At 69.8% G+C, this 24,614-nt stretch carries 24 protein-coding genes; 9 read left to right on the top strand and 15 right to left on the bottom strand.

Annotated features, from left to right (window positions below; translation table 11 throughout):
* The first annotated feature begins 127 nt into the window (after positions 1-127).
* A complete protein-coding gene (locus tag ALI22I_RS15635) occupies positions 128-571 on the top strand; it encodes a DUF402 domain-containing protein (RefSeq protein ID WP_238598380.1) in 444 nt (147 codons plus the stop codon).
* On the opposite strand, the gene coaE is transcribed toward ALI22I_RS15635, so the two are convergent.
* From coaE to rpsA, 3 genes are all read right to left on the bottom strand, one after another.
* Positions 568-1,740, bottom strand: a complete 1,173-nt coding sequence (gene coaE, locus ALI22I_RS15640) for a dephospho-CoA kinase (protein WP_077006216.1) — start codon at positions 1,738-1,740, stop codon at positions 568-570. The two genes, ALI22I_RS15635 and coaE, sit on opposite strands and share 4 nt — an antisense overlap.
* A 28-nt stretch (positions 1,741-1,768) precedes the next feature.
* A complete protein-coding gene (locus tag ALI22I_RS15645) occupies positions 1,769-2,380 on the bottom strand; it encodes a hypothetical protein (RefSeq protein ID WP_077006217.1) in 612 nt (203 codons plus the stop codon).
* Between the two features lie 135 nt (positions 2,381-2,515).
* Entirely contained in the window at positions 2,516-4,012 is a 1,497-nt protein-coding gene (rpsA, locus tag ALI22I_RS15650) for a 30S ribosomal protein S1 (protein WP_033442914.1), read from the bottom strand.
* 191 nt (positions 4,013-4,203) lie between these two features.
* Between rpsA and ALI22I_RS15655 the strand changes: the two genes are divergently transcribed.
* The 5 genes from ALI22I_RS15655 to ALI22I_RS15675 all read left to right on the top strand — a co-directional run bounded on the left by ALI22I_RS15655 (position 4,204) and on the right by ALI22I_RS15675 (position 9,204).
* Positions 4,204-5,034: a class I SAM-dependent methyltransferase gene (locus ALI22I_RS15655; protein ID WP_077006218.1), complete on the top strand. Its 831-nt coding sequence runs from the start codon at positions 4,204-4,206 to the stop codon at positions 5,032-5,034.
* A 10-nt stretch (positions 5,035-5,044) separates the two neighbouring features.
* Positions 5,045-5,968, top strand: coding sequence for a GNAT family N-acetyltransferase (locus ALI22I_RS15660; protein ID WP_077006219.1), 924 nt, complete (start codon positions 5,045-5,047; stop codon positions 5,966-5,968).
* A gap of 124 nt (positions 5,969-6,092) precedes the next feature.
* Positions 6,093-6,728, top strand: coding sequence for a hypothetical protein (locus ALI22I_RS15665; RefSeq protein ID WP_077006220.1), 636 nt, complete (start codon positions 6,093-6,095; stop codon positions 6,726-6,728).
* Entirely contained in the window at positions 6,725-8,620 is a 1,896-nt protein-coding gene (locus ALI22I_RS15670) for a YhgE/Pip domain-containing protein (RefSeq protein ID WP_077006221.1), read from the top strand. The genes ALI22I_RS15665 and ALI22I_RS15670 overlap by 4 nt, the downstream gene beginning before the upstream one ends.
* Positions 8,617-9,204: a TetR/AcrR family transcriptional regulator gene (locus ALI22I_RS15675; protein ID WP_077006222.1), complete on the top strand. Its 588-nt coding sequence runs from the start codon at positions 8,617-8,619 to the stop codon at positions 9,202-9,204. Before ALI22I_RS15670 ends, ALI22I_RS15675 begins: the two co-directional genes overlap by 4 nt.
* A gap of 158 nt (positions 9,205-9,362) precedes the next feature.
* Here the strand turns inward: ALI22I_RS15675 and ALI22I_RS15680 are convergent, their stop codons facing one another.
* The 5 genes from ALI22I_RS15680 to ALI22I_RS15700 form a co-directional block, all read right to left on the bottom strand.
* Positions 9,363-9,971 (bottom strand): hypothetical protein, encoded by a 609-nt coding sequence (locus ALI22I_RS15680; protein ID WP_083751754.1) that lies wholly within the window; start codon positions 9,969-9,971, stop codon positions 9,363-9,365.
* Positions 9,968-10,564: an AAA family ATPase gene (locus tag ALI22I_RS15685; RefSeq protein WP_077006223.1), complete on the bottom strand. Its 597-nt coding sequence runs from the start codon at positions 10,562-10,564 to the stop codon at positions 9,968-9,970. Before ALI22I_RS15685 ends, ALI22I_RS15680 begins: the two co-directional genes overlap by 4 nt.
* A gap of 503 nt (positions 10,565-11,067) precedes the next feature.
* On the bottom strand, positions 11,068-12,354 hold the full coding sequence (locus ALI22I_RS15690) for a Gfo/Idh/MocA family protein (RefSeq protein WP_077006224.1): 1,287 nt from the start codon (positions 12,352-12,354) through the stop codon (positions 11,068-11,070).
* Between the two features lie 108 nt (positions 12,355-12,462).
* Positions 12,463-13,782, bottom strand: coding sequence for a hypothetical protein (locus tag ALI22I_RS15695; RefSeq protein WP_077006225.1), 1,320 nt, complete (start codon positions 13,780-13,782; stop codon positions 12,463-12,465).
* Between the two features lie 13 nt (positions 13,783-13,795).
* Positions 13,796-14,299, bottom strand: coding sequence for a GNAT family N-acetyltransferase (locus ALI22I_RS15700; protein WP_143532227.1), 504 nt, complete (start codon positions 14,297-14,299; stop codon positions 13,796-13,798).
* 78 nt (positions 14,300-14,377) lie between these two features.
* On the opposite strand from ALI22I_RS15700, the gene ALI22I_RS15705 reads away from it, so the two are divergent.
* The gene (locus tag ALI22I_RS15705) at positions 14,378-14,821 is read left to right on the top strand and encodes a winged helix-turn-helix transcriptional regulator (RefSeq protein WP_077006227.1); all 444 of its coding nucleotides are present in this window, start codon (positions 14,378-14,380) and stop codon (positions 14,819-14,821) included.
* Positions 14,822-14,845: 24 nt separating this feature from the next.
* Here ALI22I_RS15705 and polA read toward each other — a convergent pair whose 3' ends face one another.
* The gene (polA, locus tag ALI22I_RS15710) at positions 14,846-17,521 is read right to left on the bottom strand and encodes a DNA polymerase I (RefSeq protein WP_179118247.1); all 2,676 of its coding nucleotides are present in this window, start codon (positions 17,519-17,521) and stop codon (positions 14,846-14,848) included.
* A 51-nt stretch (positions 17,522-17,572) separates the two neighbouring features.
* On the opposite strand from polA, the gene ALI22I_RS15715 reads away from it, so the two are divergent.
* Together ALI22I_RS15715 and ALI22I_RS15720 are read left to right on the top strand one after the other, a co-directional pair.
* Entirely contained in the window at positions 17,573-17,995 is a 423-nt protein-coding gene (locus tag ALI22I_RS15715) for a hotdog fold thioesterase (RefSeq protein ID WP_077006228.1), read from the top strand.
* 73 nt (positions 17,996-18,068) lie between these two features.
* The gene (locus ALI22I_RS15720) at positions 18,069-18,626 is read left to right on the top strand and encodes a DUF4352 domain-containing protein (protein ID WP_238598381.1); all 558 of its coding nucleotides are present in this window, start codon (positions 18,069-18,071) and stop codon (positions 18,624-18,626) included.
* Between the two features lie 37 nt (positions 18,627-18,663).
* Here ALI22I_RS15720 and ALI22I_RS15725 read toward each other — a convergent pair whose 3' ends face one another.
* The 6 genes from ALI22I_RS15725 to ALI22I_RS15750 form a co-directional block, all read right to left on the bottom strand.
* The gene (locus ALI22I_RS15725) at positions 18,664-19,368 is read right to left on the bottom strand and encodes an ABC transporter ATP-binding protein (RefSeq protein WP_077006229.1); all 705 of its coding nucleotides are present in this window, start codon (positions 19,366-19,368) and stop codon (positions 18,664-18,666) included.
* On the bottom strand, positions 19,358-20,098 hold the full coding sequence (locus ALI22I_RS15730; RefSeq protein WP_143532235.1) for an ABC transporter ATP-binding protein: 741 nt from the start codon (positions 20,096-20,098) through the stop codon (positions 19,358-19,360). Before ALI22I_RS15730 ends, ALI22I_RS15725 begins: the two co-directional genes overlap by 11 nt.
* A 32-nt stretch (positions 20,099-20,130) precedes the next feature.
* Positions 20,131-21,291: a branched-chain amino acid ABC transporter permease gene (locus ALI22I_RS15735; protein ID WP_077006231.1), complete on the bottom strand. Its 1,161-nt coding sequence runs from the start codon at positions 21,289-21,291 to the stop codon at positions 20,131-20,133.
* A complete protein-coding gene (locus ALI22I_RS15740) occupies positions 21,288-22,250 on the bottom strand; it encodes a branched-chain amino acid ABC transporter permease (protein WP_077006232.1) in 963 nt (320 codons plus the stop codon). Before ALI22I_RS15740 ends, ALI22I_RS15735 begins: the two co-directional genes overlap by 4 nt.
* 126 nt (positions 22,251-22,376) lie before the next feature.
* Positions 22,377-23,552 (bottom strand): branched-chain amino acid ABC transporter substrate-binding protein, encoded by a 1,176-nt coding sequence (locus ALI22I_RS15745; protein WP_077006233.1) that lies wholly within the window; start codon positions 23,550-23,552, stop codon positions 22,377-22,379.
* A 291-nt stretch (positions 23,553-23,843) separates the two neighbouring features.
* Positions 23,844-24,449: an ANTAR domain-containing response regulator gene (locus ALI22I_RS15750; protein ID WP_077006234.1), complete on the bottom strand. Its 606-nt coding sequence runs from the start codon at positions 24,447-24,449 to the stop codon at positions 23,844-23,846.
* Positions 24,450-24,614: the final 165 nt, after the last annotated feature.

Below are 24,614 nucleotides of genomic sequence, written 5' to 3' on the forward strand. Positions count from 1 at the left end.
GAATCAACCCGCACAGTTACCCGGCGCATACTTGCGGCTACCCTCGGGTCGTGTGGGAGCGGTCATCACACCTCAGCTGGTCGACGTTGTCGACACCGTAAGCGCAGTTCGCAGCTACTCCAGCGGGATGTCGCGGCACCTGTCGACGTGCCGGGTGGAGCACTGGGGTCTGAGGCTCGAATGCCCCACCCCGGAGGACCCGTTCTCCGATTCCGAAGTCACCTGGTTGATGCCCGAACTGGGACTCCGGTTGACGCACTACCGGCCACGCTCAAGACACGCGCGCAGCGGCCCGAGCGTGCTCAGCGCGGTCCGCGTACAGCGCGACGGCCGCTCGTGGCGCACCACGGACCTGCTGCTCGGCCTGGCCGTGCCGGGCGGCACGACCGCGCGGATCGTGCGCTCCGAGGAGTTCGCCGCCGCCGTCGCCGGACGCGTCCTCGGGCCCGGCGACGCCGACCAGGCGCTGCGCACCGTGCACCGCACCCTGGAGGAGATCAGCCTGCACCGGCACGACCTCGGCGCGTGGCTGACCCACGGCGGCATCTACGACGTGTGGCCGTCCCTCTAGAACCGCTCGTCCCGGTAGAACGCGTCCATGCGCGCAGTCGCCGCGGCCATCCACGGCTCCTTCGACTCGCCGTAGGCGAACCCGTCCGCGTCACCCCTGTGCTGCTCGGACAGCTTCAGCTTCACCGCCGCGTACTCGTCCCGCGCCCGCTCATCGGCACGCAGCCAGTCGCGGAACCGCATCGCCCAGTTCCACCCCGGACCGCCCTCCACTCGAACGTGCAGGTGGACCCGCCGTCCCGGATCGGCGCCCGCGTGCACCCTCTTGTGCCACAGCTCCGGCGGATCACCCTCGTACCTCACGGTGTCCTCGCCGATGCCGACGCCGGGGAAACCCGCCTGGGCCAGCGCCTCGTCCAACTCCTCGGCCTCCTCCAGCGACTTCACCCCCAGCTGGAAGTCCAGCACGTCCTTCGCCGCGAGTCCCGGCACGGACGTCGAGCCGATGTGCTCCACCCGACGACCGCCCGCCGCGAGTCGGATGCGTGCCGCGACCCGTTCCGCCTGCACCGGCCACGTCTCGTCGTAGGGCGCCACGATCGGCGATCCGGAGGCGTGACGGCGCAGCCGCACGTTGGACTCGTAGCGCACCAGCCGGTCCGCCCACAGCGCGTCCACCTGCGCCAACACCAGGTCCGGCGTGCCGGAGTTGTCCAGCCACACGTCCGCCACCGCGCGGCGGCGCTCGTCGTCGGCCTGCGCGGCGACGCGCTTGAGCGCGTCCTCCTCCGCCACGCCCCGGTCGCGCAACCGGCTGAGGCGCTGGTCGAGTTCCGCGTGCACGATCAGCACCAGGTGGTAGAGCGGAGCCATGTTGTTCTCCACCAACAGCGGCACGTCGTGCACGACGATCGCGTCCTCGGCCGCCGCGTCGATCAGCTCACGCGTGCGGGCCGCGATCTTCGGGTGCGTGATGCCGTTGAGGGTGGCGAGGGCCTCGGCGTCACCGAACACCTTCGCCGCCAGGGCGGACCGGATCAACGCGCCGTCCGCGTCGAGCACGTCCGGACCGAACGCCTCGACGATCTCCCGGAGGCCCTCGGTGCCGGGTTCCACCACCTCCCGGGCCAGCCGGTCGGCGTCCACGACCACCGCACCGTGTTCGGCGAGCCTGGCCGCCACTGTCGACTTGCCCGACCCGATGCCCCCGGAGAGCCCCACGCGCAACATGGCGCCAAGCCTGCCACGCGGAGGATCTTCAGGCTTCCTCTATAGGCGTCATCGCCTGCTGGGCGAGGGCCGCGAGGAACGTCCCGACCACGTCGTCCGGCAGCACACCGGCCTTCGCGCGCGACACGAACGTCGTCTTGCCGAGTGAGCCCATGAGCAGCCGTTCGTCCTTGGTGACGACCAGGGACGCCTTGCGCTTGCCCACCTCGACCTCGGTGACGGTCGCGCCGTCCTGGCGTTCGGCGGCCACGCTGTCGGCGACCCGGCCGGTGGCGGTGGCCTCGTCCACGTAGGTGGCCAGGCCGATGATCACCGGTGCGGCGGCGAGCGCCTGGCGTTCCATGCCGTAGTAGCAGTCGATCTTCCCGGTGCGGCCGAGGGACGGCTCGGGGATGCCGATGATGGTCTGCAACTCGCCGGGCAGCTCACGGCCCAGGCGCTGGTGCAGGATCTCGACCGGGACGATCAGCTCGCAGTCGTCCGGCAGGGGGCGGTCCACCATCTGCGGGACGCGGGTGAACGACGTGGGCGCCACGATCGTCGGGATCTGCGGGGGCGCCGCGGGCGGCGGCTTCTCGGCGGAGCACGCAGCGCACACGCCCACCACTACCGCCGCCAACACCATCGTTCGCACACTCATAGGTCTCTCAACTTAGCGCACCACAACGACTTCGCACTGCGAGCGACCCGAAACGACGATCGCCCCCCGCCGTGGTCGGCGAGGGGCGATCGTGGTCATTCAGTCAGCCGACGAGGTGCCGTCGGCCGGTGCTGCTCAGGCGCCGCCCGACAGCTTCTCGCGCAGCGCGGCCAGCTGCTCGTCGCTGGCCAGGGTGCCACCGGCCTGAGCCGGGGCGCCCGTGCTGGACGACGTCGCGGCAGCCGGGGCCTCGCCACCGGAGGAGTAGTTGGTCTCCCCGGCAGCCTCTTCCTCGGCGGCGGCGGCCTTGGCGACCTGCTTCATGTGGGCCTCGTAGCGCGTGTGGGCCTCGGCGTACTGACGCTCCCACTCCTCGCGCTGCTTGTCGAAGCCTTCCTGCCACTCCTGGGTCTCCGGGTCGAAGCCCTCGGGGTAGATGTAGTTCCCCTGGTCGTCGTACTCGGCGGCCATGCCGTACTGGGTCGGGTCGAACTCGGAGTCGACCGTGAAGCCCTCGTTGGCCTGCTTGAGCGACAGCGAGATCCGGCGGCGGTCCAGGTCGATGTCGATGACCTTGACCATGACGTCGTCGCCGACCTGCACGACCTGCTCCGGGATCTCGACGTGGCGCTCGGCCAGCTCGGAGATGTGGACCAGGCCCTCGATGCCCTCGTCCACCCGGACGAACGCGCCGAACGGAACCAGCTTGGTGACCTTGCCCGGCACGATCTGACCGATCGCGTGGGTGCGGGCGAACTGGCGCCACGGGTCTTCCTGCGTCGCCTTGAGCGACAGCGACACGCGCTCGCGCTCCATGTCGACGTCCAGGACCTCGACCGTGACCTCCTGGCCGACCTCGACGACCTCGGACGGGTGGTCGATGTGCTTCCAGGACAGCTCCGAGACGTGCACCAGGCCGTCCACGCCACCCAGGTCCACGAAGGCACCGAAGTTGACGATGGAGGACACGACGCCCTTGCGGACCTGGCCCTTCTGCAGCTGGTTGAGGAACTCGCTGCGGACCTCGGACTGGGTCTGCTCCAGCCACGCGCGGCGGGACAGGACCACGTTGTTGCGGTTCTTGTCCAGCTCGATGATCTTCGCCTCGAGCTCGCGGCCCACGTAAGGCTGCAGGTCGCGGACGCGACGCATCTCGACGAGCGAGGCGGGGAGGAAGCCGCGCAGACCGATGTCCAGGATGAGGCCGCCCTTGACGACCTCGATGACGGTGCCCTTGACCGGCTCGTCCTTCTCCTTGAGCGCCTCGATGGTGCCCCAGGCGCGCTCGTACTGCGCGCGCTTCTTGGAGAGGATCAGCCGGCCTTCCTTGTCCTCCTTCTGGAGGACAAGAGCCTCGACCTCGTCACCGACCTTCACAACCTCGTTGGGGTCGACGTCGTGCTTGATCGACAACTCGCGCGAGGGGATGACACCCTCGGTCTTGTAGCCGATGTCGAGCAGGACCTCGTCCCGGTCGACCTTGACGATGGTGCCTTCGACGATATCGCCATCGTTGAAGTACTTGATGGTCTTGTCGATGGCTGCGAGGAAGTCCTCCTCCGTCCCGATATCGTTGATGGCGACCTGCTTCGGCGCAGCGGCAACCGGGACAGTGGTGGTGTCGGTGGACATTAGGTAGGTGGCTCCGGTACGGATTGGGGTTTGTGGCCTGCGGATTCAACGCTACGCGGAGGGCACGCCCCACAACGAAGACCGACTCACCAGGTGATCACCGATCAAGGCCAGCGCGAACCCACTACGCGGGCGATATCGTACGCGGATCACCGTCCACCGGGCAAACCGGTCCCCTTGAATGGAGCAGTGTGTCCGACCAGCACGCGAGCGCGGAGCAGGCGCTCGGCACCACCGGCATCGCCAAGCGGGGCGTCGACGCGGCCGAGTCGCGCGCGGCCAACCGGATGTGGTGGGACGCCGACGCCGACGACTACCACGCCGAACACGGCGACTTCCTGGGCGCGGCGGACTTCGTGTGGTGCCCCGAGGGCGTCCGGGAGGAGGACGCCCGTTACCTCGGTGACCTGCGCGGACGCCGGGTGCTGGAGGTCGGCTGCGGTTCCGCGCCGTGCGCCCGGTGGCTGACGTCGCAGGGCGCGCACGCGGTGGCGTTCGACATCTCGGCCGGGATGCTGCGGCACGCGGTGGCGGCGAACGCGGCGACCGGCGTGGCCGTGCCGTTGGTGCAGGCCAGCGCGGACCAGCTGCCGTTCGCGTCGGGCAGCTTCGACGCGGCCTGCTCGGCGTTCGGCGCGGTGCCGTTCGTGGCGGACGTGGGCGAGGTGTTCGGCGAGGTGGCGCGGGTGCTGCGGCCGGGCGCGCCGTGGGTGTTCTCGGTAACTCACCCGATCCGGTGGATTTTCCCGGACGACCCGGGGCCGGGCGGACTGACCGTCACCCAGTCGTACTTCGACCGCACCCCGTACGTGGAAGTGGATGACACCGGTCGGGCGACGTACGTGGAGCACCACCGCACCACCGGTGACTACGTGCGGGCCCTCGCCGGCGCCGGCCTGGAACTGCTCGACGTGGTGGAGCCGGAGTGGCCGGCCGGGCACATCCGCACGTGGGGGCAGTGGAGCCCGCTGCGCGGCCGCCTGTTCCCGGGCACCGCGATCTTCCGCACCCGGAAGCCGTAACCTGCCTGGCATGACCGCCGGTCAAGGGCTGATGGAGGCGCAGAGCGCGCGCTTCGCGAGCGTCGACCCGCTGCTGCCGTCGGTGGTCGCGCCGCCGGAAGGCGATGTCATCACCGCCGCGCTGCCGGACGGCACCAGGGTCGCGGGCGTGCTGCACCGCCAGGTGCACGAGCGGCGCTCGCCCGCCCGGCTCTGGTCGGCCACCGAGGTGTGGGAGCTGACGCCGTTGCTGGGCGCCGCCGGCGCGGCGGGCATGGACGCGCTGCTGCGCGCGTGGCGCAAGCGGCTGGACCTGCTCGGACCGGCCGAGCGCGACTCGGCGTGCGTGCTGACCTGGCCGAGCCGGGACGCGGAGGCGACCAGGGCGCTGTTGGACCACGGCCTGGTGCCGTTGACCGTGATCGCCGTGCGGCAGGCCCCGGCCCAACCGGTGACGGGCGCCGCGACGATCCGCCGTGCCACGCCCGCGGACCTGGAGACGGTGCTGGCACTGGCGCTGGCGGAGCTGCGCTACTCGTCGATGGTGGGTTCGACGGTGCACCGGCCGGACGCGGTGGAGCTGAAGCGGCGGACGTTGGCCGAGCGGCTGGCCGCGGGCAGTCCGGCGTGGCTGGCCGAGCGGGACGGCATCGCGGTGGGGCTGGCCGAGTGCGCACTGGTGACGTCGGAGCCGGGCAACTGGACCGCGACCAGGCTGCCGTACGGCCGCTGGGGTTACGTGAACTGCGTGTCGGTGCCGCCGGGCGCGCGGGGCACCGGGGTGGGCCGCCAGCTCATGGCGCACGCGCACCGCGAGTTCCAGCGGCTGGGCACGGTCGGCACCTACCTCTACTACAACCCGCCGAACCCGCTGTCGTCGGTTTTCTGGCCACGCCAGGGTTACCGTCCACTGTGGACGATGTGGGAGGTGCGCCCGGCCGGGGCGCTGCGCTAGACCGTTCGCCCGATTTGCACCGTTTGCGCTGGCAGAGCGCCATGTCACAGCCCATCGGGTTGCGATCCGACACCTGCCGGACGACTATTTGAACTGACCAGTCAGTTCAAATAGGAGGTCCGCGGTGCAGATCCTCGCTCGGCGCGTCGGCGTCACCGGGCCGCACGGTCCGTTGCTGAAGCCGACGTCCCTGCTGGTCAAGCCGGGTGAGCTGGTACTGGTGGCCGGTGACCCGGGCGCGGGCCACACCGCGCTCGGCCTGGTGCTGTCCGGGCGGATGCGCCCGAACACCGGCGAGGTCTTCCCCTCCCCCGCCGAGCTGCGCAAACGGGTCGTGCTGGTGGACTCCCCCGACGTCACCGAGCCGGAAGCGTCGCTGGCGCTGGCCGGCGTGGTCGGCGAGGAGCTGGCCATGAACGGCGCCCGCAGCGGCCGCAGGGCGGTGGCGGACTGGCTGGTCGAGCGGGGTGCGGACGAGTACCTGGACCACCGGTTCGAGCAGGTCCCGGCCGCCACCCGGTGCGCGCTGATGCTGGAGCTGGCCGCCGCGCGCCCCGGCGTGACGACCCTCGTGCTGGACAGCCCCGACCGCTACCACGGCGACCCGAAGGGCTGGTGGGAGCTGGCGCGCGCACACGTGACGCCCGACCGGTCCGTGATCGCCCTCTGCACGACCACCACCGCCACCGCGCTGGATGTGCCCACCGCGCGGATCGGCGCCGACAACGTTCCCGACACCGTTCCCGAGGAGTCCGAGTGACCGCCGTCCGGATGGCGTTCAACGAGCTGCGCCGGATCACCTCCGGCAAGCTGCCGAAGCTCGCGGTGCTGGCGTTGACGCTGGTGCCGCTGCTCTACGCGGCGCTCTACCTGTACGCCAACAAGGACCCGTACGCGCACCTCGACCAGGTGCCCGCCGCGCTGGTCGTGGAGGACAAGGGCGCGGCCGCGAGTGACGGCACTCGCCTGGACGCGGGGCGCGACGTGGCCGAGGAGCTGGTGAACGGCGACAGGTTCGACTGGCACCGGGTGAACGCCTCGGAGGCCGAGAAAGGCGTGCGCGACGGGACCTACACGTTCGCGTTGACCCTGCCCGAGGACTTCTCCCAGGCGCTGCTGTCGTCCGGCGACTTCACGCCCCGCCAAGGCGTCATCGTGCTGACCACCAACGACGCGAACAACTACCTGGGCTCCACGATCGCCAACCAGGTCGTCGCCGAGGTCCGCCGGTCGGTGTCGGTGAAGGTGGGCGCGGAGGCGGCGGACAAGCTGCTGCTCGGCTTCTCCACGATCCGGCAGAAGACCGCCGAGGCCGCCGACGGCGCGACGAAGCTCGCCACCGGCCAGCAGGACGCCTACACGGGCGCGCAGCAACTCGCGGACGGCAGTGTTTCTTTGGCCGATGGTTCGGCGCAGGTGTCGTCCGGGCTGACGCGGCTGCGCGACTCGACCGCTTCCCTGCCGGTGAAGGCGCAGCAGCTGGCGTCCGGCGCTCGCCAGGTCGCGGACGGCAACGAGACGGTCGCGATCACCGCCGAGGACTACGCGGTCAAGGCCCAGGACCTGGTGAACCGGCTGGACGCGGTGAACGGGGACGTGGCGACGCGGCTGCGGGCGCTCGGGTTCTCCGAGGAAGAGGTGCAACGCGTGCTCGGGGCGTTGGGCGAGGTCCGCAAGCCGGTGGACGACGCGAACGGCAAGGTCCAGGGCGCGGCCGGGCAGCTGCGGACGTTGGCGGACGGCGCTCGGCAGGTCTCCGACGGGGCGGCGCAGCTGGCCGCGAGCACGCCGGCGCTGACCGACGCGATCACCAGGCTGAACGACGGCGCGGCGCAGGTCGCGTCCGGGGCGGTGCGGGTGCGGGACGGCGCGGGGCAGCTGCGTGACGGCTCGAAGCAGCTGGTGGACGGGGCGAATCAGCTGCGCGACGGGCTGGCCGCGGGTGTCTCGGAGATCCCCAACCCCGACGACCCGACCCGTGAGTCGACCGCGCAGACGATCGGCGACCCGGTGAACGTGCGCGGGGTGAGCCAGACGTCCGCGGGCAGCTACGGCGCGGGCCTGGCACCGTTCTTCCTCGGGCTGGCCACCTGGATCGGCGCGTTCGTGCTGTTCCTGCTGCTCAAGCCGCTGTCCCGGCGTGGACTCGCGGGCGGTCAGTCGCCGTTGCGGGTGGCTCTGGGTGGCTGGCTGCCCGGTGTGCTGCTGGGTGCGGCGCAGGTCGTGGTGATGTTCGCCGTGGTCACGTTGGTGGTGGACATCCGGCCGTCGCACCCGCTGGGCACGCTGGGGTTCCTGCTGCTGGTGTCGGCGACGTTCGTGGCGGTGCTGCACGCGTTGAACGCCCTGTTCGGCGCGGTCGGCAAGTTCATCGGCCTGGTGCTGCTGATCCTGCAGCTGGTCAGCGCGGGCGGCACGTTCCCGTGGCAGACCATCCCGGTGCCGCTGTACCCGCTGCACTACGGGCTGCCGATGGGCTACGCCGTGGACGGGCTGCGGCACCTCATGTACGGCGGGTCGCTGGGCGGCGTCGGCCGGGACGCGCTGATCCTGGTCGGCTACCTCGTCGCGGGCCTTGCCTTGGCGACGCTCGCCGCGTACAAGCAGCGGGTGTGGACCCCGTCTCGTCTCAAGCCCGAGTTGGTGCTGTGACCCGCCCCGGTCGCACCGCGGCGACCAAGCAGAAGCTGTTCGACGCCGCGCTGCGGCTCGTCGGCGAACGCGGCGCGGCGAGCGTGACGGTGGAGGAGATCGCCGCCGAGGCCGGGGTGGCGAAGGGGACGGTCTACTACAACTTCGCCAGCAAGGACGCGCTGGTGGACGCGCTGCTGCGGCACGGCGTCGACCTGCTGGCCGCCCGGCTCCGAGTCGCCGAGGAGGAGGACGAGACGTCCTCGGCGATGGCGACGTTGGTGGACGGGATGCTCGGGTTCTTCGCCGAGTACCCGGCGTTCGGGCAGTTGCTGGTGTCCGAGCTGTGGCGCACGCCCGGCCAGTGGCACGACACGCTGAGCCTGCTGCGCGACGACATCGTGTCCATCGTGCGCGGCCAGATGCAGCGCCTGTCCGACACCGGTCGGCTGCCCGACGGCGTGCAGGTCGGCACGGCGTCGGCGGCGTTGTTCGGCACCCTGCTGGTGATCGCGCTGGACTGGCAGGTGTTCCAGCCCGAACGGAGCCTCGCCGACGTGCGCGAGTCGGTGTTATCCCTGGTCCGGGGCCTGCGGCCGAGCTGAACGGCGATCACGGCTCGACCGTTGTGTGTGCTCGGTGCGGCGGCGGCAGCCCATCGGTCGGGCCCGAGCGGCGACTCGTAGCAGCCGAGGCAGGGGGCGTGGCCGGGTTGCGTGGCCGGGTTGCGGCACACGCTCCCGTCCGGGTGGTCACCCGACGCCTAGCGCCGCATGACCCAGGTGTCGACCTCGCCGACCTGGTGCACCGACGGCGGTCTGCCGTCCAGGGCTCGGTGCACGGCTTCGAGCACGCCCACCGACGCCTCCTCGTGGCTGAGCCAGTGGGTTTTGCCGCCGTGCCGGACGAACCCCAGCACCACCTGCTGCGTCGGGTGGCCCTCCAACGCCGGGTCGGGCACGCCGCGCACCGCGCGGATGGCAGCGCTGTCGTGCACCTCAACCACCGGGGCGTGCGGGGCGAGCAGGGGCGCGACGGCCTGGAGCACGTCGTCCCGGTAACTCGCGTGCACCCACGCCACCAGCAGGTCCGCCGGCCGCTCCATCACCTCCCGGACCCGGTCGGCCAACTCGCGCGGCAGGGACCAGTCCGCCGCGACCGCGACCCGTTGCCCGCCCTGCTGCCCGGTCTCGGCCCGGCTCACGTGCGGCACGTGGCTGCGCCCGCGCAGGGCCGCCTTGGCCGCACTGCCCAACGTCCCGTCCGGCCGGCGGCTGGGCAGCACCACCTGCCACCCCTGGGCCAGCAGCTCGTCCGCGCACCCCTTCAGCATCCCGGTGCCGCCCAGCACCAACGCCGTCCGCTCGCTCATCGCACCGACTCCTCGCCGCGTTCGGCGGCCCGACGCAGAGGCCCGGACCGCCATTGGTCGACCTCACGCTGCCCGCGCAACCGCACCACCGCCAGTCGATCGCCGTGCTCGCCTTCGAGCACGGCGCGGACCCGTTCGCCGGTGCGCCCGTGCGATTTCCACGCCCACCGCAGCAGGTGTTCGGGATCGGTGAACACCGTCCGCAGCGGCGGTTCGACGTTACCGTTCCACAGTTCCTGCCGGCGGAACCGCCGCACCGCCGTCCGCACCGCCACCCGCCGCATCACCACGTGCCGCGGGTGGTCCAACCAGAGCAACGTGTCGGCGTGCTCCAGCAGCAACGGCCGAGCCAGGCTGTACTGCCACTCGGTAGCCCACGCGCCCAGTTTGACGAACCGGCGCACGTCAGCCTCGAACTCCGGCCTCGGTGTCCACTGTGGACCATGGAACAGCGAGTCCATCTCCACATAGGACAGCCCGAGCGCGCGTGCGACGAGACTCGCCAGCGTCGACTTCCCCGAGCCCGACGTACCGGCCACGAGCACCCGGCGCGGCGGGTGCGGCAACTCGTCGGCTGGTCCCAAGAGCGGCACCGAGCCAGGCTACCGCCGCACCGCAACCGCCGGTGGCGAGTCCGGAACACGGAGTGAAGATCACCCGAGTGAGCGAACCATCCGTGAATGGAAGATTCGACGGAAACTTTCAGCGCACCATTGACGTTGCCGGGAGAGAAGAAGGAGGCGGCACGGCGGGACCAGTGGGCACAGCGCCGGACGCGGGGTCGAACAGCAGGACGAAGGCGGACACTGGCGAAGGCGCCCACCACGCGCTCGGCCACCACGGACGCTCAGCCACCACGGGCTCTGGCGCAGGCGGAGGCCAGCAGGCGACCAACCCGACCCGCTGGGACGCCGGTCGACAGTCGGGCAGGGGGCCGGCGGTCGGGCAGGGGCCAGCGGAGGTCGGCAAGCGGAGGCCGGGTAGCGGGCAGGGCGGCGCAGCCGGCTGCTGGTGGTTGGCATGAGCAGCGTCGTGGTGCGGCGGTAACGCGTGGTCAGGGGGCCGGCGGGTGCTGGCGGGGGTGCTAGTGCGGGCGCTAGCGGAGGTCTAGTAGTTCCAGTACGCGTACGGGGTCGCCGGTTTCGAAGCTGCGGTTGGCGGCGAAGCCGGTGAGCAGGGAGAGGGCGCCGTCGCGGTGGGTGGCGTGGCGTCCCAGTGGGTCGGGTTGGCCGGGTGTGCCGTACAGGACCTCGGTCATGCGTTGGTCGGCGCCGCCATGACCGCCGGTGGCTAGTTCCAGTGGGATCTCGTGGGCTTGCTCGAACAGTGGCTGGACGGTCAGACGGACCCGGGACTCCTCGGGGTTGGCCTGTTTGCCGTGCACGGCGGGCTGTTGGCCGCTGACCCAGGTGTTCTCTACGACCTCCAGCTCCAGCCGTCCCCTGCTGCCGTTGACCATCAGGCGGTAGCCCTCCCACGGGGAGTAGGCGGTGAGGTGGTAGGTCAGGTCGGCGCCGTTGGCGTAGCGGACCAGCACCGACATGTCGTCCTCAATGGACACGCCGGGGGCGAAGGGGTTCTGGTCGCGGTGGTAGCCGTCGTCGTGTTCGGCGTCGAGGTAGAGCCGGCGTAGCCAGTCGTTGCGCTCGATGTGCAGGGCGAACGGGTCGTCCTGCGCTTCCGGTGAGCCGTGGACCCGGTCGTAGGGGCGGTGGTAGCCGTGGCGTTCGCCGTTCTCTTCGCCGTAGAAGAACAGCCGGCCGTGCGCGTACACGACCTCGGGCACGGAGTCGACCCACCAGTTGAGCAGGTCGAAGTGGTGCGTGGCCTTGTGGACCATCAGGCCGCCGGAGTTGGCCTTGTCCCGGTGCCAGCGGCGGAAGTAGTCGGCGCCGTGGCGGACGTCGAGCAGCCACTCGAAGTGCACCGATCCGATCTCGCCTACCGCGCCTTCGGTCAGGAGTTCGCGGACCTTCTCGTGCACCGGGTTGTACCGGTAGTTGAACGCGACGGTGACCTGGCCGTCGTTGCGCTCCACCGCGTCGAAGATCTTGCCGACGCTCGGCGCGTCGACCGTCATCGGTTTCTCGGTGACGACGTCGCACCCCGCGTCCAACGCCTCCACGATGTAGGTGTCGTGGTGCCGGTCGACGGTGGTGACCACGACGACGTCGACCCGCTCGGCGGCCAGCATTCGGAGGAAGTCCTCGGCCGCGTAGGTCGGCACGGGCCGGTCGAGGCGTTCGTTGTGCACGGCCATGCGGGTGGGGTTGACGTCGCAGAACGCGACCAGCTCCCCGAACTCCGCGTGCCGGACGATCGCGTCGATGTGCCGTTCGGCCCGTGCGCCGGTACCCACGACCGCGTAACGCCTGCGTGCCATGCCCAGGCCTCCAGGTAAGCGTTTTCCTCACGCTAGCCGGACACGCTAGCCGGAGTGGTCCGCACCCCGTCAAGGGCGGCCGAACGTCGTGCTGACCCGTCGGGTCGCCTAGCAGGCCGGGAAGAGGCGGCGGGTGCTGTTGGGGTCGGTGTAGGCGGCGGGGTCGCTGAAACGGCAGCCGTAGTTCGGCGCGGCGACGACGGCCGGGTCGTCCACGACGTCCGCCGCGGGCCGACGACCGGTGTCGGCCCACGTGACCAGGTCGTCCCACGCGGCGCCGACCTCGTTCGGGCTGAACTCGCAGTGGTTGACCGCACGGATCGCGCGCTGCGCGAGCAGGTGGCTGCGCCCGTTGCGCTGCACGTCCCGCTCGTAGATCTGCTCCATCGAGAACGGCACGAACAGGTCCCCGAGGTTGTGCAGCGACAGCACCGGCGCGGTCGGGCGGCCGGCGATGCGTGGCACCTCGGTCAGCTTCGGCGTGACGCGGGCCTTCACGTTCTCCGGGAAGACGCGTTCGACTTCGCGGTTGACGTCGACCGGCGTGTTCGGCTCGTACCGGGTCACGACGTTGGTGGCGAGCTGCGACGGGTTGGTGGACAGGCTCTCGCCGGTCGCGGCGGCACCGAGGCCGAACAGGAAGTCCTTCCAGAACGCGAACGCCGGTGCCGCGCCGGGACGTGGGCCGCCGGTGCGGTTGGTGACGATCGAGACGAACTGCGCGCCGCGCTCGTTCGGGGTGCCGGTCAGGCCGAGTTCGGCCTGGATGCGGGGGACGACCGCGCTGACGTAGTCGTCCGGCGTCGGCCAGGCGCGGATGCCGCTGACGGCCTGCGCGGTGAGGTTGTAGTCGAGGAAGAAGTCGAACAGCTCCTGGTCGCCGAGCACGCCGCACACCGGCAGGGCGGCCTTGTAGAAGCCGGGGAACTGCTCCAGCGACCGGCCGATGACGTGGCCGCCCATGGAGACGCCGACGATGAAGGTGTCCTTGGGTTTGCCGACCAGCTTCCGGAAGTGCTCGGCCAGGTCGTGCGTGCTCAGGACGCCGGCTTTCACGTCGTAGTTGTTGGCGTAGTAGCTGGAGGCGGCCCAGGCGAAGCCCTGGTCGAGGAGCTTCTGGCGCAGGCCGTAGGCGGGCGGGTCGACGGTGAGCACGGTGCCCGTGCCGCGGTAGCCGTGCGCCCACATGGCGAGGCGGCCGTTCCAGCGCGGCGGGACCTCGATGATGTAGGCGGCGTGTTCGTGGACGCCTTGCAGGACCCGTGACGGTTGGCCGCCGATCTGGGCGGGCGGCAGTGGCGGGTTGCTGATGGTGTAGCCGGGGAGCGGCTGGTCACCGGGCGAGCCGGGCAAGCCGGGCGAGCCCGCTGCCGAGGCCGGTGGTGCCAACAGGACCAGGATGAGCGCCAACCCGAAGATCCGTCGCATAGGGCCATTCTGCTCACCACCGGAGATCCGCCACCAGCTCCTCGTGGGTCAACTCGAACGTGAGCGGGTAGCTGACCCGGATGACGTCGTCCTCGTCCCTGGTCAGGCGGGCGCCGGGGAAGACGCGGGCGATCAGGCGCAGCATCGGCTGGTTCTCGCCGAGGACGTCGCCGTGGAGCTCGGTGTAGCGCAGGTCGGTGGCGAGTCGGCCGAGTGCGTCGATGAGCCTGGTGCCGACGCCTTTGCGCTGCCAGGGGTCGACGACGGCGAGGGCGATCTCGGCGGTGTCCTCGCTGGTGGCGATCAGGCGGGCGATGCCGACGGGTGTGCGGTGGCACTCGGCGACGACGGCGGCCTTGCGGTGGCCGTCGAGGTCGGTGAGGCGGCGGCGCATGGACGCGGTGAGGCGGGGCACCGGGGCGTGGAAGCGCAGGTAGCGGCTCTGCGCGGACAGGCCGCGGAAGACGGTGTCGACGGCGTCACCGGCCTCGGCGGCGTGCAGTTCGCGGACTCTCATGACGGGCGACCCCTTGGGTTCGGAATCCGAACCGTAGCTGGATTCGTTTTCCGAATGCAAGGGGTATCGTCGGTGGACATGGCCCCCGTGAAGGTTGTCGACGAGCTGTGCCCGGTGTCGTTGCCCGCCGCCCTGCTCGGTGAGCGGTGGACGTTGCTGCTGCTGCGGCAGGCGTTCCTGGGGACGCGGCGGTTCGAGGACTTCCAGTCGGAGATGGACATCTCCCGCAGCGTGCTGGCCGAACGCCTGGGCACGTTGGTCGAGGAGGGCATCCTGCGCCGCGAGGCGTACAAGGACGTGCGGACGCGGTACGAGTACCGGCTGACCGAGAAGGGCCTGGACCTCTACCCGGTGCTGATGGCCCTGCGGAAGTGGGGCAACCGCTGGATGGCGCCGGACGAGGGCCCGTCGTACGACCTCCACCACCGTTCGTGCGGCGGCGGCGTCGGGGTGCACGTGGCCTGCGACGAGTGCGGCGCCGAGCTGACCGCGCGGGACGTCCGGGTCACACCTCTCCGCTGACGCCGCACCCTCGGGGCGCCGGATCTAGTGGGCGGCGGCGTCCCACGAACGCCCGACGCCCACCGAGACCTCCAAAGGCACCGACAATTCGTACGCCCGACCCATGTGTTCCCGGACCAGCGCCTCCACCTGTTCGCGCTCGCCCTCGGCGATCTCCAGCACGAGTTCGTCGTGCACCTGGAGCAGCATCCGCGACCTCAACCCGGACTCCTCCAGCGCGCGGAACACGCCGAGCATGGCCACCTTGATGATGTCCGCCGCGCTGCCCTGGATCGGCGCGTTCAACGCCATCCGCTCGGCCATCTCCCGGCGCTGCCGGTTGTCGCTGTTCAGGTCCGGCAGGTAGCGCCGCCGGCCGAGGATCGTCTCGGTGTAGCCCTTCTTCCGGGCGTCCTCCACCACCTCGTGCAGGTAGTCGCGCACCCCGCCGAACCGGGCGAAGTACGCCTCCATCTGCTCCCGCGCCTCCACCGCCGAGATCCGCAGCTGCTGCGCCAGCCCGTACTCGGACAACCCGTACGCCAGCCCGTACGACATGGCCTTCACCCGGCGGCGCTGCTCGCCCGACACCTCCGACGTCGGCACCGAGAACGCCCGCGAGGCGACGAACGTGTGCAGGTCCTCGCCGCTGCGGAACGCCTCGATCAGGCCCGCGTCCTCCGACAGGTGCGCCATGATCCGCATCTCGATCTGGCTGTAGTCGGCGGTCATCAGCTCGGCGTAGCCCGGCCCGACCACGAACGCCTCGCGGATGCGCCTGCCCTCGTCGGTCCGGATCGGGATGTTCTGCAGGTTCGGGTCCGTGGACGACAGCCGGCCGGTCGCCGCGATCGTCTGGTGGAACGTGGTGTGGATGCGGCCGTCGTCGGCCACCGACTTGAGCAGCCCGTCGACCGTGGACTTCAGCCTGGTCACGTCCCGGTGCGCGAGCAGGTGCTGGAGGAACGGGTGCTGCGTGGCCTCGAACAGGTTCTGCAACGCGTCCGCGTCCGTCGTGTACCCGGTCTTGGTCTTCTTCGTCTTCGGCATGTTCAGCTCGTCGAACAGCACCGTCTGCAGCTGCTTGGGCGAGCCGAGGTTGATCTCCTTGCCGATCACCGAGTACGCGTCCTGCGCCGCCTGCTTCACGCCCGCCGCGAAGTGCGCCTCCAGCGCCGCGAGGTGCTCGGAGTCGATCGCGATGCCGACCGCCTCCACCTCGTCGAGCACGACCATCAGCGGCAGTTCCAGCGTCGCGAGCAGCGACTGCTGGCCGGTGTCGACCAGCTCCCGGTCCAGCGCGTCGGCCAGCTCGGCGACGGCGAACGCCCGCACGATCGTGGCCTGCGCGGTCTTCTGGCGGTCCTCTTCCTCGTCGGCAAGCAGCGACAGCTGCCCGTCGTCCGGCTCCTCGGCGCGCAGCTCCCGCTGGAGGTAGCGCAGCGCCAGGTCGTCCAGCGCGAACGACCGCTGGCCGGGCCGCACCAGGTACGCGGCCAGCGCGGTGTCGCTGTTCACCCCGCGCAGCTTCCAGCCGCGGGCCCGCAGCGCGCGCAACGGCAGCTTCAGGTCGTGCGCCGCCTTCACCACCGACTCGTCGGCCAGCCACGCGGCCAGCGCGTTCTCGTCCTCCTCGGTGAGCGAGGAGACCTCGATGTACCCGCCCTCGCCGCCGACCGCGGCCAGCGCCAGGCCCTCCAGGTCGCCGCCGGACGAGCGGAACGCGATGCCGACCCGGCCGGAACGCGCGTGCGCGTCGAGCCAGGACGCCACCGAGCCGACTGGCACCGCGCCGCCGCTGACCGAGAAGCCCTCCTCGGCCTCCGGCTCGGCGGTGGACAGGGTGGCGAACAGCCGGTCCCGCAGCACCCGGAACTCCAGCTCGTCGAACAGCCGGTGCACCGCGTCCCGGTCCCACGACCGGGCTTCCAGGTCGGCGGGCCCCAGGGGCAGCTCGACATCCCGCACCAGCTCGGTGAGCTGCCGGTTGAGCATGATGTTGGACAGGTTCGCGCGCAGCGCGTCGCCCACCTTGCCGGGCACCTCGTCCACGTGGTCGATCAGGTTGTTGAGCGATCCGAACTGGGTGAGCAGCTTCACGATCGTCTTGGGGCCGACGCCGGGGGTGTTCGGCAGGTTGTCCGACGAGTCGCCGCGCACGGCCGCGTAGTCGGCGTACAGCTCGGGCGGCACGCCCTGCTTCTCCAGCACCAGCTCGGGGGTGTACCGGGCCATCTCGGACACGCCCTTGACCGGGTACAGCACCGTCACCTTGTCGGTGACCAGCTGCAACGCGTCGCGGTCGCCGGTACAGATGAGCACCTCGTAGCCCAGCGCGGTGGCCTGGGTGGTGAGGGTGGCGATCAGGTCGTCGGCCTCGTAGTTCTCCTTCGAGAGCGACGGGATGGACAGCGTGCCCAGCACGTCCTCGATGAGGCTCACCTGGCCGCGGAACTCGTCCGGTGTCGCGCTGCGACCGGCCTTGTACTCGGCGTAGGCCTCGGTGCGGAAGGTCTTGCGCGAGACGTCGAACGCCACCGCGATGTGCGTGGGCTTCTCGTCGCGCAGCAGGTTGATCAGCATCGACGTGAAGCCGTAGACCGCGTTGGTGGTCTGTCCCGTGCCGGTCTGGAAGTTCTCCTTGGGCAGCGCGAAGAACGCCCGGTAGGCCATCGAGTGGCCGTCGACCAGCAGCAGGCGGGAGGCTTCTGAAGTGCTCACGCGGCGAGTCTAGGGTGGAGGTCCGACAGTTTCGCACCGGCTGGGGGACACATGACGACAGCGCCCGAGGACCTGCCTGGTATCGACCAGGGCGTCGCCCACGAGCAGTTGACGAACAGGCTCGGCATCGAGATCACCGACTGGAACGCCGATCGGTTGGTCGGGACGATGCCGGTGAAGGGCAACCGGCAGCCGTACGGGCTGCTGCACGGCGGCGCCAACGCGGTGCTCGCGGAGACCCTGGGCTCGTACGCGGCGACGATGCACGCGGCGCCGGACCGGCTGGCCGTCGGCTTGGAGCTGTCCTGCACGCACCACCGGGGCGTCACCGAGGGCGTCGTCACGGGGGTGTGCACGCCGATCCACCGCGGTCGCAGCACCGCCACCTTCGAGATCGTCCTCACCGACGAGCAGGGGCGGCGCGCGTGCACGGCCCGGCTCACGTGCTTCCTCAAGGATGCACCGAAAGTGTGAAGGTGCAGTCGTGTCCCAACCGATGTGGAATTCGGCGGGCGCCGGGCGTAGAACTCGTGGTGTGGAGGCGCGCGTGCGACGGCTGGTGCCGGTGATGGTCGTGGTGCTGGCGGCCGGGTGCGGTGACACGCCGCTGGAGGCCGGACCCGGGCCGGAGTCCGCGCCGACCTCGGCCGCGACGTACCCGGTGCCGGCGGTGACGGTGCGGCCGGACGAGAAGGCGCTGAAGATCCCCACCACGGCGGACGGCGACACGGCGTTCACGCTGATCGGGCTGACCACCGAGATGCCGACGATCATCGGCAGCCACGCCGAGTTCCACGCCAAGGGCCAGTTCGTGCGGGTCCGGATGAGCGTGATCAACAACGGCCGCAGCAGCGTGTCGTTCGACGCGCGCCGGCACGTGATGATCGACGACCGCGAGACCGAGTACACGGTGGACTCGCAGGCCATGACCATCAAGCGGCAGCCGGAGACGATCGACCTGGGCGCGAACGTGCGCCTGGAGTACGACGTCTACTACGACCTGCCCAAGGACGCGAAGCCGCTGGCCCTGCGGGTGTACGGCGGTCCGACGCTGACCGACCTGAAGGACCAGTCGAGCACGGAGATCCCGCTGGCCCAGCCGTAGCGGCGGGGCCGGCGGGATCTCCGGGGGTGGATCGGGTTCAGTGACCGCCGAGGTACGCCGCGCGCACCTGGGGGTCGTCCAGCAGCGCCGGTCCGGGTGCGCTCTTCACCACCCGTCCGGTCTCCAGCACGTACGCGCGGTCGGAGAGCTTCAGCGCCTGCTGCGCGTTCTGCTCCACCAGCAGCACGGTGGTGCCGCGCTTGTTGATCTCCTTGATGATCTGGAAGATCTGCGCGATGAGCATGGGCGCGAGGCCCATCGACGGCTCGTCGAGCAGGAGCACCTTCGGCTTGGTCATCAACGCCCGGCCGATGGCGATCATCTGCTGCTCGCCGCCGGACATGGTGCCGCCGAACTGGCTCTTGCGCTCCGCCAGCCGCGGGAACAGCTCGTAGACCTCGGCCAGGTCCGCAGCGAGCTCGTCCTTGCGGGTGTAGGCGCCCATGAGCAGGTTCTCCTGCACCGTCATGCCGGGGAACACGCCGCGGCCTTCCGGTGACTGGCCGATGCCCGCCATGACCCGCTTGTGGCCGGGCATCTTGGAGATGTCCTCGCCGTTGAACAGCACCTTGCCGCTGGTCAGCGGGCGCAGGCCGGAGATCGTCTTGAGCGTGGTCGTCTTGCCCGCGCCGTTGGCGCCGATGAGCGAGACGATCTCACCTTCGTCCACTTCGAGGCTGATGCCCTTGATCGCGGCGATCTTGCCGTAGTGGACGTGGATGTCCTTGATCTCAAGAAGCATCTTCGGACACCCCCAGGTAGGCCTCGATGACCCTCGGGTTGGTCTGCACTTCGTGCGGGAGCCCTTCTGCGATCAGCTGGCCGAAGTCCAGCACCGCCACGCGGTCGCTGACGCCCATGACCAGACTCATGTCGTGCTCGATCAGCAGCACGGTCCGGCCGCTGTCGCGGATCTTGCGGATGAGCGCCTGGAGCGCTTCCTTCTCGGCCGGGTTCATGCCCGCCGCGGGCTCGTCGAGCAGCAGCAGCTTCGGATCGGTGGCCAGCGCGCGGGCGATCTCCAGCCGCCGCTGGTCGCCGTAGGGCAGGTTCTTCGCGGTCTCGGTCATCCGGCCGGGGATGCCGACGAAGTCGAGCAGCTCCCGCGCCAGCTCACGGCCGCGCTTCTCCTCCTTGCGGTGCCAGGGCAGGTTCAGCGTGGCGCCGATCGCACCGGTCTTGTGGTGCGCGTCCGCGCCCACCATCACGTTCTCCAGCGCCGACATGTTGTGGAACAGCCGGATGTTCTGGAACGTGCGGGCGATGCCCAGCTTGGTGATCTTGAACCGCTTGGTGCCGTCGATCCGCGTCCCGTTGAACAGCACCTGGCCCTCGGTGGGCTGGTAGACGCCGGTGACCACGTTGAACACGGTGGTCTTGCCGGCGCCGTTCGGGCCGATCAGGGCGAAGATCTCGCCCGGCGCGATGCTGATCTTCGCTTCGCGCAGGGCGACCACGCCGCCGAAGCGCATGGTCACGTTGTCCAGCTGAAGGACGGGAGTGCTCACTTGGCCGCCTCCGTCGAGACATCGGTGTCCGGGCCGGTGACCTCGGCACCCATGGTGCCCATGCCGCCGGTGCCCTCGTGCAGTTCCGCCTTGCGCCGCCGGGAGGGCAGCAGGCCCTCCGGCCGCAGCGCCATCATCAGCACCAGCACACCGCCGAACAGCAGGATGCGGTACTCGGCCGGGTCCCGGCCCAGCAGGTCCTTGAGCCAGTTGACCTCGCGGAACCGCTCGGGCAGCCAGGCGATGACGAACGCGCCGAGGATGACGCCGGGCAGGTTGCCCGCGCCACCGAGCACGACCGCGGCGAGGATGGTCGCGGACAGGATGAACGGGAAGGTGTTCGGTTCGATGAACACCGCCCGGCCCGCGTGGAGGCCGCCCGCGAGACCGCCGATCATGGCGCCGATGGCGAACGCGAGCAGCTTGAACTTGAACGTCGGCACGCCCATCAGCTCGGCCGCGTCCTCGTCCTCGCGGATCGCGGCCCACGCGCGGCCGACCCGGCTCTTCTGGAGCCGCACCGAGAAGATGATCACCAACACGATGGCGATCACGATCAGGTAGTAGTACGGCGCGGGGAGGAGCCCGAAGTCCACGACGCCGGGGATGTCCGTCGGGTGCGGCACGTTGGTGATGCCGCGCGCGCCGCCGATCTCGTCGGTGTTGTTCGCGGTGATGCGGACGATCTCACCGAAGCCGAGCGTCACGATCGCCAGGTAGTCGCCGCGCAACCGCAGCGTCGGCGCGCCGAGGATGACGCCGGACACCGCGGCCATCGCGATGCCCATCACCGCGGTCGCCCAGTAGTTCCAGCCGTACTCGGTGCCGAAGTAGGCCACCGAATAGCCGCCCATCGCGAAGAACGCGACGAACCCGAGGTCGAGCAGGCCCGCCTGGCCGACCACCACGTTCAGGCCGACGGCCAGCAGGATGTAGGTGCCGATCGGGTAGATCAGCACCGTGGTCCAGTCCGAGCCGGGCGACATGAACGTGCCGATCGCCGGCGCGGGCAGGATCAGCGCGAACACGACCGCGCCCAGGTACACCGCGTACCGCTGCCACGCCTTGGCGTGTTCCCACCAGTCGCGGGCGCCGTCGACCAGGGCGCCCACGCGCCTCAACGGATTCGCGTTGCCAGTCACTCCGTTGCCTTTCATGCGCGGGCCTTCTGAAGGGATTCGCCGAGGATGCCGGTCGGTCGGAACATCAACACGACCACCAGCACGGTGAACGCGATGACGTCCTTCCACTCCGATCCCAGGAAGATCGCGCCCCAGTTCTCGATGAGGCCGAGCACGATACCGCCGAGCAGTGCGCCGCGGAGGTTGCCGATTCCGCCGAGCACGGCCGCGGTGAACGCCTTGATGCCGAGCACGAAACCGACGTTGTAGACGGTGTTCTCGAACTCCATCAGGTAAAGCGCGCCCGCGACGCCCGCCATCGCGCCACCGAGCAGGAACGTGACCCGCACGATGTTGTCGATGCTGACGCCCATGAGGACGGCGGCTTCGGGGTCCTGGGCGGTGGCGCGGATACCGCGGCCGATCTTGGTGCGGTTCACCAGGCGGTCCAGCGCGATCATCATGATGACCGCGGCGACCACGACGATGATGTGGTCGGTGCGGACGTCCGCGTTGCCGATGCTGAACACCGTGTCGCGGTCGACCAGGCGGGGCGAGGATTGCTGGTTGCGACCGGGCTTGCCGGTCAACCAGGGGATGATGACCAGCGCGAACAGCTCTTGCAGGAAGAGCGACGCGCCGATGGCGGAGATCAGGGCCGTGAGCCTGGTCGCGCCTTTTCTGCGCAGCGGCCGGTAGGCCACCAGCTCCAGCAGGATCGCGGCGCCGCCGGAGACCGCGGCGGACAGCACGATGATCAACAGCATCACGCCGAACAGGGCGATACCGGTGAGCGGCGACGCGGGCGCGATCGCCGTGATCACCACGAGCGACGTGAACGTGCCGATCATGAAGATCTCGGAGTGCGCGAAGTTGATCAGACGCAGCACGCCGTAAACCATCGTGTAGCCGAGGGCGACGAGCGCGTAGATGGAGCCGAACACCAGTCCGCCCACCGTACTGGGCAGGAACTGGTTGAGGAAATCATCAAGCATGACAGGTTTGCCTCACGAGACGGGCTGGGAGAGAAACTTCGCCATAGGGGTGGGGAGCGGGAGCAGTCGTTCCCACGACGCTCCCGCTCCCCAGCGCACTAGCTTGCTTGCCTGATCCGTCTCGGATCAGCCCTCGATCTTCGCTTCCTCCGCCGGGCCCAGCAGCTTCAGGACGCCAGCCTTGACCTGGTAGATGAAGATGGCGTTGTTCTCCGGCTCACCGTTCGCCTTGAACTTGATCGGCTTGGAGACACCCTCGAAGCTGATCGTCTTCAGGTACTCGTTGATCTTCTCGCCGGTGGTGTTGCCCGCCTGGATGGCCTTGATGAACACGGTCGCCGCGTCGTAGCCCTCGGTCGCGTAGATGGCCGGGTCCACGTTGGCGCTCTTCTTGTAGTTGTCGAAGAACGTCTTCAGCGGGCCGGTCACGTCGGCGGACGGGATGTTGCACGGGCAGGCGAGGACGGCGTTCTCGGCCGCGGCGGCACCCGCGCCGGTGACGAGCTGCTGGTCGAGCGAGCCGTCACCGGAGGCGAACGTGGCGGTCACGCCACCGTCACGCAGCTGCTTGAGCAGCCGGCCGCCCTGGGCGTAGTAGCCACCGAAGACGATCACATCCGGGTTCGCCGAGCGGACCTTGGTGACCGTGGAGGAGTAGTCGGACGCGTCCTTGGAGAACTTGTCGGTCTCGACCGCGACGCCGGCGTCGGTGAACGACTTGGCGACGGTCTCGGCCAGGCCGACGCTGTACTCCTGGTCGTCGGACAGGACGAACGCCTTCTTCGGGGCCTTGGCCTTCACCAGGAACTCGGCGATGCCGGGACCCTGGTCGGCGTCGTTGGCCACGACGCGGTGCCAGTAGGTCCAGCCGTTCTCGGCCAGACCGGGGTTCGTCGCGGACGGCGAGACGCTGGGGATCTTGCTCTCCTCCAGCAGACCGCCGACGGCCTTGGACTCACCGGAGAAGGCCGGCCCGATCAGGGCGACGACCTTGTCCTGGGTGACGGCCTTCGTGACCAGACCGGTGGCCTGTTCGGGCTTGCCCTGGCTGTCGTACTGGACCAGCTCGATCTTGACCTTCGGGTTCGTGGCGTTGTACTCGTCGATCGCCATCACGGCCCCGTTCCGGGGCGGGATCACGATCGCCGAGCTCTCGCCGGTGAGGTCACCCATGAACCCGACCTTGACCGAGGTGACGTCGCCACCCGCGTCGGTACCGCCGCCGCCTCCAGCGCAAGCCGCGAGCACCAGCGACGAAGCCGCCGCCAGCGCCAGAACTCGGCCGAGTCGTGCTCCTGACACCGGAATACCTCCCAAGACACCAACCAACCCGCCGGTAGGCGGAAGAGCCCTCACACGAGGGCGTGGGTTAGGGCAGGAACGTAGCTTCAGATCACTTCGGTGAACAGGTGGTCTTACTGCTCTGTGTCCACATCGTGACGGTAGTCATGCGAAGTCAACGAAAAAAGCCCCAGAGTTAACAACCTCAAATCCAGCTCAAATCGCCGCAGGTCACAAAGCCAATGCGGGCAGTAACCAACAATGGCCGGGTAGGCCGTCCGATACTCGAACGGGTATCCCCCGCCGGGTTACTCACCCGAAGTTTTCGATGACGGCTTCGGCGACTGCCTTCATCGTCGTGCGGCGGTCCATCGCGGTGCGCTGCACCCAACGGAATGCCTCGGGTTCCGACAGACCCTGCTTGGTCATCAGCAATCCCTTGGCGCGCTCGACGGCCTTGCGCGTCTCCAGCCGCTCGGTGAGCCCGGCGACCTCGTTCTCCAACGCCTGCAACTCGGCGAACCGGCTCATCGCCAACTCGATCGCGGGCACCAGGTCGCGCTTGGCGAACGGCTTGACCAGGTAGGCCATCGCCCCGGCGTCCCGCGCGCGTTCCACCAGGTCGCGCTGGCTGAACGCGGTCAGGATGACGACCGGCGCGATGCGCTTGCCGGCGATCACCGACGCGGCCTCGATACCGTCCACCTTGGGCATCTTCACGTCCATGATGACCAGGTCCGGTCGCAGCTCGGTGGCCAGCGTGACCGCCTCGTCGCCATCGGCGGCCTGACCGGCCACCTCGTACCCCTCTTCGCGCAGCATCTCGACCAGGTCGAGTCTGATGAGGGCTTCGTCCTCGGCCACGAGCACGCGCTTGGGCGCGACCTCTGGCTGGGCCTCGGCAGCCTGGTTGGTCACCGGGGTCCTCCTGACACTCTTCGGCGGCTCGACGCGGTCGCGTCGGACGAAAGCGCAGTCTACAAGCGTGCCGGGCGGTGCCGGTGCGGTCCGGCCGTGATCGCGGCCACCGGAGTCCACTTCGTCGGTTGGGACGCAGCCGATCGGCTGAATGCATTGTGGACA

Source organism: Saccharothrix sp. ALI-22-I (assembly GCF_001984175.1).
Lineage (GTDB): Bacteria > Actinomycetota > Actinomycetes > Mycobacteriales > Pseudonocardiaceae > Actinosynnema.

Excerpts from the sequence above, each read along its gene's own strand:
- ALI22I_RS15735 (WP_077006231.1), bottom strand. The coding sequence starts at position 21,291 with ATGAAAGGCAACGGAGTGACTGGCAACGCGAATCCGTTGAGGCGCGTG.
- coaE (WP_077006216.1), bottom strand. The coding sequence starts at position 1,740 with ATGTTGCGCGTGGGGCTCTCCGGGGGCATCGGGTCGGGCAAGTCGACA.
- ALI22I_RS15660 (WP_077006219.1), top strand. The coding sequence starts at position 5,045 with ATGACCGCCGGTCAAGGGCTGATGGAGGCGCAGAGCGCGCGCTTCGCG.
- ALI22I_RS15680 (WP_083751754.1), bottom strand. The coding sequence starts at position 9,971 with ATGAGCGAGCGGACGGCGTTGGTGCTGGGCGGCACCGGGATGCTGAAG.
- ALI22I_RS15725 (WP_077006229.1), bottom strand. The coding sequence starts at position 19,368 with ATGCTTCTTGAGATCAAGGACATCCACGTCCACTACGGCAAGATCGCC.
- ALI22I_RS15695 (WP_077006225.1), bottom strand. The coding sequence starts at position 13,782 with ATGCGACGGATCTTCGGGTTGGCGCTCATCCTGGTCCTGTTGGCACCA.
- ALI22I_RS15645 (WP_077006217.1), bottom strand. The coding sequence starts at position 2,380 with ATGAGTGTGCGAACGATGGTGTTGGCGGCGGTAGTGGTGGGCGTGTGC.
- ALI22I_RS15705 (WP_077006227.1), top strand. The coding sequence starts at position 14,378 with ATGGCCCCCGTGAAGGTTGTCGACGAGCTGTGCCCGGTGTCGTTGCCC.
- ALI22I_RS15730 (WP_143532235.1), bottom strand. The coding sequence starts at position 20,098 with ATGCGCTTCGGCGGCGTGGTCGCCCTGCGCGAAGCGAAGATCAGCATC.
- ALI22I_RS15715 (WP_077006228.1), top strand. The coding sequence starts at position 17,573 with ATGACGACAGCGCCCGAGGACCTGCCTGGTATCGACCAGGGCGTCGCC.
- ALI22I_RS15635 (WP_238598380.1), top strand. The coding sequence starts at position 128 with ATGTCGCGGCACCTGTCGACGTGCCGGGTGGAGCACTGGGGTCTGAGG.
- rpsA (WP_033442914.1), bottom strand. The coding sequence starts at position 4,012 with ATGTCCACCGACACCACCACTGTCCCGGTTGCCGCTGCGCCGAAGCAG.
- ALI22I_RS15740 (WP_077006232.1), bottom strand. The coding sequence starts at position 22,250 with ATGCTTGATGATTTCCTCAACCAGTTCCTGCCCAGTACGGTGGGCGGA.
- ALI22I_RS15700 (WP_143532227.1), bottom strand. The coding sequence starts at position 14,299 with ATGAGAGTCCGCGAACTGCACGCCGCCGAGGCCGGTGACGCCGTCGAC.
- ALI22I_RS15690 (WP_077006224.1), bottom strand. The coding sequence starts at position 12,354 with ATGGCACGCAGGCGTTACGCGGTCGTGGGTACCGGCGCACGGGCCGAA.